This is a genomic window from Serratia sp. BIGb0234, from assembly GCF_024809915.1.
Lineage (GTDB): Bacteria > Pseudomonadota > Gammaproteobacteria > Enterobacterales > Enterobacteriaceae > Serratia > Serratia liquefaciens.
Genome location: NZ_JANUEI010000010.1, coordinates 34709 through 48041, shown reverse-complemented (window position 1 = coordinate 48041; position 13333 = coordinate 34709). Strand labels below are relative to the sequence as shown.

The following is a 13333-nucleotide window of genomic DNA, read 5'->3' as shown; positions in this document are numbered from 1 at the left end:
GCTACCGGCACTAACTTAAGCACCATCCAGTCTCTTCTTAGCGCACAAATTCCCTATCGGCCTGAATATTCGTCACGTATTGTCATGGGCAATGCGATCGAAAAACTGTGAACTAATAGGGCGGAACGCGGTCAAAATCTGCAGCAAAATGTTATGGTGCCCGGCGTGTGGACCGCTTTTGCAATAGCAACTGCCGTAGAATCAATCATTTCCCCGCCGTGACAATCACCTGCATGACCTGTTTTTTCAAGAGAGGGTTTGAATGACCAAAGAAATGCAAACTTTAGCTTTAGTGCCCCAGGGCAGTTTGGAAGCCTATATCCGGGCCGCCAACACCTATCCGATGCTGACGGCAGAGGAAGAGCGGGAGCTGGCTGAACGGCTGCATTATCAGGGCGATCTGGAAGCCGCTAAGCAGCTCATCCTGTCTCACCTGCGCTTTGTCGCTCATATTGCCCGTAATTACTCCGGTTACGGCCTGCCTCAGGCAGACCTGATCCAGGAAGGTAATATTGGCCTGATGAAAGCTGTTCGCCGCTTCAACCCAGAGGTTGGTGTGCGTCTGGTTTCCTTTGCGGTGCATTGGATCAAGGCAGAAATTCACGAGTACGTACTGCGCAACTGGCGTATCGTCAAAGTGGCTACCACCAAAGCACAGCGCAAGCTGTTCTTTAACCTGCGTAAAACCAAGCAGCGTCTGGGCTGGTTCAATCAGGATGAGGTGGAATTGGTTGCTCGCGAGTTGGGTGTGACCAGCAAGGATGTCCGCGAGATGGAATCCCGCATGGCGGCGCAGGACATGACGTTCGATCCTACGCCGGACGACGAAGCCCGTGATGGCCAGTCTATGGCGCCAGTGCTGTATCTGCAGGATAAAAGCTCGGACTTCGCCGAAGGCATCGAGGAGGATAACTGGGAAAGCAACGCCGCAGACAAACTGGCCTATGCGCTGGAAGGTCTGGACGAGCGTAGCCAGCATATCATTCGCGCCCGTTGGTTGGATGACGACAATAAATCCACGTTGCAAGAGCTGGCCGATCAGTACGGTGTTTCCGCTGAGCGTGTGCGCCAGCTAGAAAAGAACGCCATGAAGAAACTGAAAATGGCGATCGAAGCCTAATCCCGCATAAGCGTTAAAAAGCCCGGCTAGCCGGGCTTTTTTGTGCCTGAAATTCGGCGTTACGGCGCGATCGCCGCAAAATCGGGTGCCGGACAGTCATAACCAAACTTGTTGGCCCAGGCATAGCGCGTCCCGTTATTGATATAGCGCTGATACAGCGCCCGGCCGGTTTTTGCGTCACGTTTAATCACCCAACCGGCGGCATTACACAACACGGCGGCATAGGCCTGGCTTTTTGGCGGCAGTAAGTCGGCGGCCTGCTGCGCCAGATCAACCGCCTGCCAGCGGTAGTGCAGGAAGCGATTATCCTGTGGCGGTAACGCCGCTTTGGCCCGTGCTGCCTCGGCACTGCTGATCCAGCTCTTATGCTTGAGCTCACGCGTATCAAAGGCATCCCCCAGATAGGAATAACCGGCGTCATAAATTGCATAGTCCGGTGTCATCTCATAACCCGTGAACACCAATCCCTGGCTGCGCAGCAGCGTGGCCGCCTGATAGTAGGCTTTGGCCCGCGCCAGCTTGTCTGCGGATTTATCCTGCGCCGTTTTCAGCGTATCGGCGTACTGTTGGGCAACCTGACGATAGTTCGGGATATCAAAGTAGGCCATTGCTTCTTGAGGGCGTCCGGCGCGCATCAGCCGCCGCGCCAGCAGCTCGCGCAGTTGCACCTCCGGCGTAAGCGGCTGGCCGTTGTAGTCGTCGGGATTGACCGGTTTTAACGGCGTAGCTGGGGCTGGCACATGCTTATCAACAAAGCCTTTCAGTTCATCGATGGTCAGCACGCGTTCGGCCACGTCGGCGACGTCCGCCCAGTAAATATCTTTGCCGCGATAGAGGAAGTCCATTGCCTGCAGATAGTCGCCGCGATCCAGGGCCAGAATAGCCTGCTCCCCAGCCACCCGGCATTCGGGCACGATGGTTTCTGGCGTAAAGTCCGCATTACGCTGTTCGCCCCAGCTTTCATTGGAGGGGAATGCGGCCGCCGCTTTGGCGTAGTCTGCGGTGGCGGCTTTAACATCCCCGTCGCGCAGCGCCATTTTGGCGCGTAACCACCAGGCCAGGCCACTGTCGCCAGCGTGTTTCAGCAGGCTGGCCGCCATCGGGTATTGTCCTGCTCGGTAGGCCAGCGCCGCCAGCCGATCGCTGCCGCTGAAACCGCTTTTCACCGAGGCGTCCAGCAGCGTCAGGATTTGGCTGATGATTTGTGCTGAGCGAGTGCCGGTGCCGTCCGTATCGGTCATTTGCAGATTACTGCTGCGGGCAAACAGCTCAATGGTGACCAGTTGTTGGATCAGCGGATCGGCGATTGTCTGTTTCAGAACATCGAAGTGATCCGGATTGACCAGGTAACTGGAGACGTACTGCAGCGACAGTGCCCCATTTTGGTCACCCTGTGCCGCCTGTTGAGCATATAACTTCGCTGCCTGGGTGACGTTGCCGAGCCAGAAATGAATGCGGGCCTGCTGCCCAAGGCTGCTTAGTGCCAGTTGATCTGGATCGGCCGTACCGCCTTTCACTTTATCAATCGCCTGCTGGAAGGCCGCTAGCGCCTGCTCGAGCTGGGGCTTCGCGGGATGTTCGACTGCGATGCTCGAGCCGTCACCTTCGTTTTCCGGCGTGCCGTGATCGCCCATCAACAACCGGCCGAGTGAATACTGCGCCCTTAGCCCCCAGTCACCTTGATCTGCGGCAGGTAGCGCCAGAACCTGCTGGAAGTACTCGCTGGCGCGCGGATCTTTACCGGCGAAGGCCACAGCACCCAGTTGGTAAAGGCGGGCCGCGTCAGACAGCCCCTGGCTATTGACCGCATCGGCCTCTTCAACGGTTTTTGCCGCACGCATTTTCCCGATGATGATAGTTTCCGGCGACAGCGGCATCGGTTTCGGTGGCATCGCCGGTGGCGGTGCTTTCCACAACGGCAGCTGTTTATCCACTGCGACCAGACGCCCGGCTTCAAAGGCAAAGTTGCCTTCCGGCATATACAGCAGCGTGCCGTTGCGATCGACCAGTAAACGGTTAGGGAAATCCGGCCCGCAGGCGTAGCCATTAAGTGGCATCGCCAGCGCCGAGCCGATCAGGGCAGCCAGTGGAAGAGTTCGGCCGCGCAGAGTCCGTGTAGCGCGTGCATTACGGTGTGACAAGGGTGCCTCCTGGCGTTAGTTGTTGGCAGCGGATCCAGCCCAACGGCCGGGACTGCCCGGCGCGCAGCTGGTCACTGCGGGTAAGCACAAAGCGTAGTCGTTGAGGCTCGCTTTCCAGCCGGTAGTTGCCTGCCGCGTCCGCCGCCAGGCACTCGCTGGCGGTGATGACGATTTCATGCGGCAGCGGTGCATCCACCGGCCCGTTATTTTGAATTATCAGATCATTCAGCCCATTTTGCAGCGCCTGAGGGCTAAATTTTACCTGCCAGCTGACGTCGAGCGGTTGCTTTTCTATTACCGCCCTCAGCGTAGCCAGTGACCAGGCGCGGCGATCGTCCGCCAGTGGCAAACGGAACCAGATCAGGCCCAGCAGGTGTGGTGTGGTCCGTGTGTTCAACTGGCGCAGAAAATCGGCCACCTGCTGCGGCGCGACCGTCAGCTCGCGCGAGGTACCCGCCACGCGCACGGAGGCTTCGCTTTCCACCTGCGCGCCTTGCGTATCGAACCCCACCAAACCCATACCATAGGCAGGCAGCGCCACCCGGAAAGGTCTTGGCGTGATTTGTGCGTACTGTTTTACCCACCGCAGTGCCAGCGGGGCAGCAAACAGGCCTTGTTCGGGCGACAGTACGGCATGCACCTGCAGCACGGAGCTGTCTGCCTGTTGCAAGACACCGGGCAGCGCAGCTGAGCCGATCCAGGCCGGCAATGCGGTAATGCCCAGTTGCAGTGAGGAGGGCAATTGCTGACGCAACTGCTGCAGGAAATGCTGATAGGCAGGCAGGCGTGCGGTAGCTGCGTCATGATCGATTTCAACGCCGATCACCTGCAGCCCGGCGGCTTGCCAGCGTTGCACCTGTTTTAGCAAACGTTGGCGAATCGCGACTTCATCCAGTTGCGTTAACTGCCCATCCAGACGGGCCACCAGCCACAGCGGGCGGCCATCTTGTTTCAGTAAGGGGAGATTGACCGGGATTTCCCGCCAGCCCTCACGCGGGTGCACTTGTAAACCCAGCACCCGCAGCGTAGGGAACAGATCGCGGCTTTTCGCCAGCGCGGCAACATGCTGCGGCGTCCAAACGCGTTGCCAGACGTAGACCTGATTATCCCAGGTCGGCTGTATCCGCAGCGCTAGCTGGCGGCCGCCGAACCAGGCGATTAACGCCAGCACCAGCACCAACAGTGCGAGGAACCTGCGCTTCATCGTTGCCAGAGTTCGCCTTGCTGAGTAAAACCGCAGGCGCGCATAAAGTTATCCACCTCGCCCCGCTCGCGTGGGGTCAGACCGGCGGTCGAAAGCTGCCAATGCGTTATCTGCGGTAGCTGACGCTGCACGTCCTGCACCAGATACAGCCCGACGCCGCGACGGCGCGTGACTTCACGCACCAGCAAATCCTGCAGTTGGGCACGTTCACCGTCCAGCTCGAGTTTCACCGCACCCAGCAGCCGCTCATTGAAGCGTGCGGCGAACAGCGCTTTATTGCCGTTCAACCCGCTTTGCCACTGTTCCGGCTGCTGATGCGGCCAGATTTTGCCAAGGTCGATAAGGTCTTGCTGGGACAACGTGGTTAATCGCTCAATAGTCAGTTTCATGCAGGATTTCCGAACGGCTAATCGATGCCGACAGTGTAATAGATCTTGCACAGAGCGTTGTGTAAGTTTTTCTGTACGATTACTGCGCAAAATGTTTTTTGCAGGACGCATTTTCCGAGTAAATATGTAGTTAATCGATCGAGAACCAGCATAACGCGCTGTGCCTGATGCAAAACAGCGCAGATTTAATCCGGATTTTATGCTGTTTACACCGCTTGTTTCTGATTGTGCAAGTTGATTTGCAGCAGAAAATTCCTGTTTAATGGCATGAAAAATAAAGTCTTATTAGAAAATATTGCCACAAAAACACCTAAATCATTATTACTTATGAATAAAAGCAGTAAATAAGGGTTGGGTGTCGGCAAACACAACAGGTACGTTCACAACGACAGATGGGGATTTGCGGATGAAATTAACAAAAGGTAAGGCGCTGTTGGCGGGTTGTATCGCGATGGCTATCGGGCATGCGGCAATGGCGAAAGACATCAAGGTGGCGATCGTCGGGGCGATGTCCGGCCCGGTGGCGCAGTATGGCGATATGGAATTCACCGGCGCCCGTCAGGCGATTGCCGATATCAACGCCAAGGGCGGTATCAAGGGCGACAAACTGGTCGGCGTGGAATATGACGACGCTTGCGATCCAAAACAGGCGGTAGCCGTTGCCAACAAGGTAATCAATGACGGTATCCGCTATGTGATTGGCCACCTGTGCTCATCCTCGACGCAGCCGGCTTCCGACATCTATGAAGATGAAGGCGTCATCATGATCACCCCGGCGGCCACTAACGCCGATCTGACCACCCGTGGTTACAAAATGATCATGCGTACCACCGGCCTGGATTCCGATCAGGGGCCAACGGCGGCGAAATACATCCTCAGCGAGATCAAACCCAAGCGCATTGCCGTGGTTCACGACAAGCAGCAGTATGGCGAAGGCCTGGCGCGCTCGGTGCGCGACAGCCTGAAAAAGCAGGGCACCGACGTGGTGATGTTTGAAGGTATCACCGCCGGCGATAAAGATTTCTCCACCCTGGTGGCGCGCCTGAAGAAAGAAAACGTCGATTTCGTTTACTTTGGCGGTTACTACCCGGAAATGGGCCAGATCCTGCGTCAGGCTAAACAGGCCGGTTTGACCACCCGCTTTATGGGGCCGGAAGGCGTGGGCAACTCCTCACTGTCCAATATCGCCGGTGCCGCCTCTGAAGGCATGCTGGTGACCCTGCCTAAACGTTACGATCAGGTCCCTGCCAACAAACCTGTTGTAGATGCGCTTAAAGCCAAAAAGCTGGATCCAACCGGGCCGTTCGTCTGGACCACTTACGCGGCGCTGCAATCTCTGACTGCCGGGATGGAGCGCAGCGGCAGCCAGGAACCGGCCGACATCGTCAAGGACCTGAAAACCGGCAAGCCGGTGGACACCGTGATGGGGCCGTTGAGCTGGGATGATAAAGGCGATCTTAAAGGCTTCGAGTTCGGCGTGTTCGAATGGCATGCTGACGGCACTTCAACGCCGATTAAATAATATACCCGTCGTCTTTCACGTTGCAGCGTTGTTGGCTTCACGGGTGCACCCCAATCACTTAGTTTACTAAGCTCTTGGGGATTTATCCGCTTGCCGCCTAGCTGCAACGCGAAATCCATTGGGTATAAGCGTTTTTAATGATTGTCATTTCAGGTTTGCTTTACCCAAAATAAATTGAAGTTGCATCAAGGCGGCAAGGGAACGATTCGGGTGAATGAGTGCAGCCAACACAAATGCAGCTTCAAGTGTGATGGGTATAGAAAGCACAGCCAAGGGTTAGAGTATGTCTGAGCAGGTTCTCTATTTTCTGCAGCAAATGTTCAACGGCGTCACGTTGGGCAGCACCTATGCATTGATCGCCATCGGTTACACCATGGTCTACGGCATCATCGGCATGATCAACTTCGCCCACGGCGAGGTGTATATGATCGGCAGCTATGTCTCCTTTATTGTTATCGCCGCCCTGATGATGATCGGCATCGACGTCGGTTGGCTGCTGATTGGCGCGGCTTTCCTGGTATCGATCGTGATCGCCAGCGCTTACGGCTGGAGCATCGAGCGGGTGGCCTACAAGCCGGTACGCAACTCCAAACGCCTGATCGCGCTGATTTCCGCCATAGGGATGTCGATATTCCTGCAAAACTACGTCAGCCTGACCCAGGGCTCGCGCGACCTGGCGTTGCCAAGCCTGGTCACCGGGCAATGGGTGCTGGGGGAAAGCAACGGCTTTGCCGCCACCATCAGCACCATGCAGCTGATTATCTGGGTAGTCACTTTCCTGGCGATGCTGGCGCTGACGATGTTTATTCGTTATTCACGTATGGGCCGCGCCTGCCGCGCCTGTGCGGAGGATTTGAAGATGGCCAGCCTGCTGGGCATCAATACCGACCGGGTTATCTCGCTGACCTTTGTGATCGGTGCGGTGATGGCGGCGGTCGCCGGCGTACTGCTCGGGCAATTCTACGGAGTGATTAACCCCTATATCGGCTTTATGGCCGGCATGAAAGCCTTCACCGCGGCGGTGTTGGGCGGCATCGGCAGCATCCCCGGCGCGATGATTGGCGGCCTGGTATTGGGGGTGGCAGAGGCGCTGACTTCGGCTTACCTGAGTACCGAATATAAAGACGTGGTGTCGTTCGCGCTGCTGATTGTGGTGCTGCTGATCATGCCAACCGGCATCCTTGGGCGTCCGGAGGTTGAGAAGGTATGAAACTCAATTTGCTCAACGCGCTGATCGCCACCCTGGTGCTGTTTGTGATGGCTTCATTCCTGATGGGCATGCAGCTGAGCCTGGAGGGTACCAAACTGGTGGTGCACGGCGCAGCGGAAGTGCGCTGGATGTGGATCGGCATCGGCTGCGTCATCGTGTTTTTCTTCCAACTGCTGCGCCCGCTGATGCAGCACGGGCTGAAAAAAATCTCAGGCCCGGCCTGGGTATTACCGAGCTTCGATGGCACGACCGCCCGGCAGAAGCTGTTGGCCGCAGCGATCATTATCGCCGCGGTTGCCTGGCCATTTCTGGTCTCACGCGGCTCGGTAGATATCGCCACGCTGACGTTGATCTACGTGATGTTGGGCCTGGGCCTGAACGTGGTGGTGGGGCTGTCCGGTTTGCTGGTATTGGGCTACGGCGGTTTCTATGCGATTGGCGCTTACACTTACGCACTGCTGAACCATTATTACGGCCTGGGTTTCTGGGAGAGCCTGCCGCTGGCGGGTATGGTCACCGCCCTCTTTGGTTTTCTGCTCGGGTTCCCGGTGCTGCGCCTGCGCGGCGATTATCTGGCGATTGTCACGCTGGGGTTCGGTGAGATCGTGCGCATCCTGTTGTTGAACAATACCGAGATCACCGGCGGGCCGAACGGCATCAGCCAGATCCCGAAACCAACCTTTTTCGGCCTGGAGTTCAACCGCAGCGCGCGTGACGGCGGCTGGGATACCTTCCATAACTTCTTTGGCCTGAAATATGATCCGAGCGATCGCATTGTCTTTTTGTACCTGGTGGCGTTGTTGCTGGTGGTGCTGACGCTGTTTGTGATCAACCGCCTGCTGCGCATGCCGCTGGGCCGTGCCTGGGAAGCCTTGCGCGAAGATGAAATCGCCTGCCGTTCGCTGGGGCTTAATCCGACCAGAATCAAACTGACCGCTTTTACCATCAGCGCCGCCTTCGCCGGTTTTGCCGGCACGCTGTTCGCTGCGCGCCAGGGCTTCGTCAGCCCGGAATCCTTCACCTTTGTCGAGTCGGCCTTCGTGTTGGCGATCGTGGTCTTGGGCGGCATGGGATCGCAGTTCGCGGTGATCCTGGCGGCGATCCTGCTGGTGGTGTCGCGCGAATTGATGCGTGACCTGAACGAATACAGCATGCTGTTGCTGGGTGCCTTAATGGTATTGATGATGATTTGGCGGCCGCAGGGGCTGCTGCCGATGAAGCGGCCACAGCTAAAACTGAAGGCGGCGGATATGCAAGCAGGCAAGGGGGAGCAAGTATGAGCATGCAACCTTTGCTGAAGGTCGAAGGGCTGTCGATGCGTTTCGGCGGCCTGCTGGCGGTCAATAACGTGGCGCTGACGCTCAACGAGGGCGAGATTGTCTCGCTGATCGGCCCGAACGGTGCCGGAAAAACCACGGTGTTTAACTGCCTGACCGGCTTTTACCGTCCGACCAGCGGCACCATCAAACTGCGTGAGCGCCATCTGGAAGGGTTGCCCGGCCAGGCCATCGCCCGGATGGGCGTGGTGCGGACTTTCCAGCACGTACGGCTGTTTCGCGAGATGACGGTGATCGAAAACCTGTTGGTCGCACAGCATCAGCATCTGAAAAGCGGCGTGTTCGCCGGGCTGCTGAAAACGCCGGCCTTCCGCCGTGCCGAAGCCGATGCGCTGGAGCGTGCCTCGGTTTGGCTGCAACGGGTGGGCTTGTTGGAGATGGCGAACCGTTCGGCGGGTAATCTGGCTTACGGCCAGCAACGGCGGCTGGAGATTGCGCGCTGCATGGTCACCCGGCCGGAATTACTGATGCTGGACGAGCCGGCGGCGGGCCTGAACCCAAAGGAAACCGACGAGCTGGATCACCTGATCGTCGAATTGCGCAATCAGCATAAGGTGTCGGTGCTGCTGATCGAGCACGACATGAAACTGGTGATGGGCATCTCCGATCGTATCTACGTGGTGAACCAGGGCACGCCGTTGGCGCAGGGCACCCCGGCAGAAATCCGTAACAACCCGGACGTGATCCGGGCCTATCTGGGCGAATAATTTATGTTGTCATTTAATCAGGTATCCGCCCATTACGGCAAAATCCAGGCGCTGCATCAGGTTAGCCTGAACATAAAGCAGGGCGAGATTGTCACTCTGATCGGCGCTAACGGCGCCGGTAAAACCACGCTGCTCGGCACGCTGTGCGGTGAACCCCGCGCCAGCGAAGGCAGCATCACCTTTCTCGATCAGGACATTACCCAGTGGCAGACGTCGCGCATCATGCGCGAAGCGGTGGCTATCGTGCCGGAAGGCCGGCGGGTATTCTCGCGCATGACGGTGGAAGAGAACCTGGCGATGGGCGGTTTTTTTGCCGACCGTCACCAATATCAACAGCGCATCGAAAGGGTGTTTGGCCTGTTTCCGCGCCTGCTGGAACGCCGTACACAGCGCTCGGGCACCATGTCCGGCGGTGAGCAACAGATGTTGGCGATAGGCCGTGCACTGATGAGCCAGCCGAAGCTGCTGTTGCTCGACGAGCCCTCTCTGGGGCTGGCGCCGATCATCATTCAGCAGATTTTTGACATCATTCAACAGCTGCGTGAAGAGGGCATGACCATCTTCCTGGTCGAACAAAACGCCAATCAGGCGCTGAAACTGGCAGATCGCGGTTATGTACTGGAAAACGGGCGCGTGGTGTTGGAAGATACGGGGGCCGAATTGTTAGCAAACGAAGCAGTTAGGTCGGCGTATCTGGGCGGTTGAAATACCCGTCGAAGCGGTAGGGGGCGAATATCTTCGCCCCGAGCGACTCGGGCGCAGCGTATCGGACCCCTACAACATTTTTAACGATTACGAGAAGAATAAGAAATGAACACAGAAGGGTTACTCGCGCAGCGCATCGTAAAAGTAAAAAGCTCGGCAATCCGTGAATTGCTCAAGCACAGTAAGATGGAAAACGTCATTTCGCTGGCGGGCGGCATCCCCTCTGATGCCCTGTTTGATTTTGAAGGGCTGAGCATCGCCACTCATCAGGCGATCACCGAACAGCCGAAAAGCGCTTTTCAGTACGGTCTGACCGAAGGCAGCCCGGTGCTGCGCGAACGCATCTGCGAGCTGTGTGCCGAACGCGGCGTCACCGCCACCGCCGATGAAGTGATGGTCACGGCCGGCTCCCAGCAGGCGCTGGATCTGGTGATGCGCGCCATTGTGAACCCGGGCGACGTGTTCGTGGTGGAACGTCCGACCTACCTGGCGGCGTTGCAGACGCTAGAACTGGCGGAAGCCAACATCATGTCGGTATCGTCCGACAGCGATGGCATGGTGGTCGAAGAACTGGCCGAGCTGTTGAAAACGCAGCGCATCAAGGGCGTGTATGTGGTGCCGAACTTCGGCAACCCAAGCGGCATTACCCTGAGCGCCCCGCGTCGCGAACTGTTGGTCAAGCTGGCGGCCGAGCACAATTTCCTGATCATCGAGGATGACCCGTACGGCGAACTGCGTTTTACCGACGAGCGTAACGCGACGCTGCACCAGGTTTCGCAGCAGGTGCTGGGCCATACCGATAACATTATCTATACCTCGACCTTCTCCAAGATCCTGGCTCCGGGGTTGCGTCTGGGCTGGGCAATTCTGCCGCCGTTTTTGCTGCATAAAGTGGCAATCATCAAGCAGGCGGCGGATCTGCATGCCAGCGCATTGTCGCAGAGCATCGTAGAGTGTTACCTGGGGCTGGATCGCCTGCCGGCGCAGATCGAAAAGATCCGCGCGGCTTACAAACAAAAGGGTGAGATCCTGGCCGGGCTGGTGGAAAAAGAGCTGGGTGACCATATCAGCTTCGATATGCCGAAAGGCGGCATGTTCCTGTGGGCGCGTTTCCGTCAGCCGTTCAACGCCACCGAATGGCTGAAAACCACCCTGCAGCAGGGCGTGGTGTTTGTGCCGGGAGAATACTTCTTCTCAGACAATCCGGACCGTTCTACCTTCCGCCTGTCGTTCGCCACCGCCACTGAACAGCAAATGCAGGAAGCGGTTGCCCGCCTGCGCCGTTCACTGTGATCCTCACGGCGGCGGGGATCTTTCCCCGTCGCCGACATCAAACCGCAATCTGCACTTCACTCTTCCGTCATATGGCTGTCATCTAACGGTTATTTTTCTGTCATCCGAGCATGGCATGTTAGCTTCCGAACAAAAAACTGATTCTTTTCGCTCACGCGCTTATTGCCCCAATAGATTTCACGTAGCAGCAAGGCGGTGACCGCCAGAATCCTCAGGAGTTTACATAGGTAAATGACTGAGGTGATGGCGGGAAACCAACACGGCTGCGGCGTGAAAGATGCAGGGGATACACCAGCTTTTTCAGGAGTTAGGCATGCTCACCTACGCTATTCGCAAAACCACGCTGTGCGTCGCGTTGACCCTGGCGGTCAGCACTCAGGCACTGGCGGCGACCGAGATCCCGTTCTGGCATTCGATGGAGGGCGAACTGGGTAAAGAAGTGGATTCCCTGGCGGACCGCTTTAACCAGTCGCACACCGACGTCAAAATTGTTCCGGTTTACAAAGGCAACTACGAACAGAGCCTGGCGGCGGGTATCGCGGCCTACCGCTCCGGTAAAGCGCCGGCGATCCTGCAGGTGTATGAAGTGGGCACGGCCACCATGATGGCCAGCAAGGCGATCAAGCCGGTGTACGAAGTGTTTAAAGACGTGGGCATCAGCTTTGACGAATCGGTATTCGTGCCTACGGTGTCCGGTTACTACACCGACAACAAAAGCGGACACCTGCTGTCGCAGCCGTTCAACAGCTCTACCCCGGTGCTGTATTACAACAAAGATGCCTTCAAGAAAGCCGGTTTGAACCCAGACCAGCCGCCAAAAACCTGGCAGGAGCTGGCGGCGGACACCGCCAAACTGCGTGAAGCCGGCATGAAATGCGGCTATGCCAGCGGTTGGCAGGGCTGGATCCAACTGGAGAACTTCAGCGCCTGGCACGGCGTGCCATTCGCCACGGAGAACAATGGCTTTGGTGGCGCGAGCGCCAAGCTGGAGTTCAACAAGCCGTTGCAGGTCAAGCATATCCAACTGCTGGAAGAGATGAACAAAAAAGGTGACTTCACCTATTTCGGCCGTAAAGACGAATCCACCGAGAAGTTCTACAGCGGTGACTGTGCGATTACCACCGCTTCATCCGGCTCGCTGGCGGACATCAAGCATTACGCCAAATTCAACTATGGCGTGGGCATGATGCCGTATGACGCCGATGCCAAAAATGCACCGCAGAACGCCATTATCGGGGGCGCCAGCCTGTGGGTGATGAACGGTAAAGATGCCGCCACCTATAAAGGCGTAGCCGAGTTCCTGCAGTATCTGGCACAGCCGGAAATCGCCGCCGAGTGGCACCAGAAGACCGGTTATCTGCCGATCACCACGGCAGCGTACGACCTGACCAAACAACAGGGGTTCTATGACAAGAACCCAGGGGCGGACGTGGCGACGCGTCAAATGCTGAACAAGCCGCCATTGCCGTTCACCAAGGGGCTGCGTTTGGGCAATATGCCGCAGATTCGCACCGTCGTGGATGAAGAGCTGGAGGGCGTGTGGACCGGTAAGAAAACGCCACAGCAGGCATTGGATGCCGCCGTACAGCGCGGTGATGTGTTGCTGCGTCGCTTCGAGTCTCAGACTAAGTAATAGCGGCTACTGCGCTTTGCCATTCTGGGATTGGGCAGTGCTCGCTCTCCTCATGGACTTTATGTCCACTCC

At 57.3% G+C, this 13333-nt stretch carries 11 protein-coding genes; 8 read left to right on the top strand and 3 right to left on the bottom strand.

Annotated features, from left to right (window positions below):
• Positions 1 to 262 precede the first annotated feature (262 nt).
• The gene (gene rpoH / locus M2407_RS23970) at positions 263 to 1120 is read left to right on the top strand and encodes an RNA polymerase sigma factor RpoH (protein WP_020824815.1); all 858 of its coding nucleotides are present in this window, start codon (positions 263 to 265) and stop codon (positions 1118 to 1120) included.
• Positions 1121 to 1179: 59 nt separating this feature from the next.
• On the opposite strand, the gene M2407_RS23965 is transcribed toward rpoH, so the two are convergent.
• The 3 genes from M2407_RS23965 to panM form a co-directional block, all read right to left on the bottom strand.
• Positions 1180 to 3177, bottom strand: coding sequence for a hypothetical protein (locus M2407_RS23965; protein WP_259220091.1), 1998 nt, complete (start codon positions 3175 to 3177; stop codon positions 1180 to 1182).
• Positions 3178 to 3247: 70 nt separating this feature from the next.
• Positions 3248 to 4465, bottom strand: a complete 1218-nt coding sequence (locus tag M2407_RS23960) for a DUF3142 domain-containing protein (protein ID WP_259220052.1) — start codon at positions 4463 to 4465, stop codon at positions 3248 to 3250.
• The gene (gene panM / locus M2407_RS23955) at positions 4462 to 4854 is read right to left on the bottom strand and encodes an aspartate 1-decarboxylase autocleavage activator PanM (protein WP_048762262.1); all 393 of its coding nucleotides are present in this window, start codon (positions 4852 to 4854) and stop codon (positions 4462 to 4464) included. The genes M2407_RS23960 and panM overlap by 4 nt, the downstream gene beginning before the upstream one ends.
• Before the next feature lie 406 nt (positions 4855 to 5260).
• Here panM and M2407_RS23950 point away from each other — a divergent pair, with 406 nt between their 5' ends.
• From M2407_RS23950 to ugpB, 7 genes are all read left to right on the top strand, one after another.
• Positions 5261 to 6376 (top strand): branched-chain amino acid ABC transporter substrate-binding protein, encoded by a 1116-nt coding sequence (locus M2407_RS23950; RefSeq protein WP_046374714.1) that lies wholly within the window; start codon positions 5261 to 5263, stop codon positions 6374 to 6376.
• A gap of 283 nt (positions 6377 to 6659) precedes the next feature.
• Positions 6660 to 7586 (top strand): high-affinity branched-chain amino acid ABC transporter permease LivH, encoded by a 927-nt coding sequence (livH, locus tag M2407_RS23945; protein WP_020824820.1) that lies wholly within the window; start codon positions 6660 to 6662, stop codon positions 7584 to 7586.
• Positions 7583 to 8866 carry a high-affinity branched-chain amino acid ABC transporter permease LivM gene (locus M2407_RS23940; protein ID WP_198639895.1) on the top strand — a complete coding sequence of 428 codons (1284 nt, stop codon included), beginning with the start codon at positions 7583 to 7585 and terminating at the stop codon, positions 8864 to 8866. The genes livH and M2407_RS23940 overlap by 4 nt, the downstream gene beginning before the upstream one ends.
• Positions 8863 to 9630, top strand: coding sequence for a high-affinity branched-chain amino acid ABC transporter ATP-binding protein LivG (gene livG, locus M2407_RS23935; protein ID WP_020824822.1), 768 nt, complete (start codon positions 8863 to 8865; stop codon positions 9628 to 9630). The genes M2407_RS23940 and livG overlap by 4 nt, the downstream gene beginning before the upstream one ends.
• Positions 9631 to 9633: 3 nt before the next feature.
• Positions 9634 to 10335, top strand: a complete 702-nt coding sequence (gene livF / locus M2407_RS23930; protein WP_020824823.1) for a high-affinity branched-chain amino acid ABC transporter ATP-binding protein LivF — start codon at positions 9634 to 9636, stop codon at positions 10333 to 10335.
• Positions 10336 to 10440: 105 nt separating this feature from the next.
• The gene (locus tag M2407_RS23925; protein WP_048762265.1) at positions 10441 to 11628 is read left to right on the top strand and encodes a PLP-dependent aminotransferase family protein; all 1188 of its coding nucleotides are present in this window, start codon (positions 10441 to 10443) and stop codon (positions 11626 to 11628) included.
• Between the two features lie 313 nt (positions 11629 to 11941).
• A complete protein-coding gene (ugpB, locus tag M2407_RS23920; protein ID WP_259220051.1) occupies positions 11942 to 13261 on the top strand; it encodes a sn-glycerol-3-phosphate ABC transporter substrate-binding protein UgpB in 1320 nt (439 codons plus the stop codon).
• Positions 13262 to 13333: the final 72 nt, after the last annotated feature.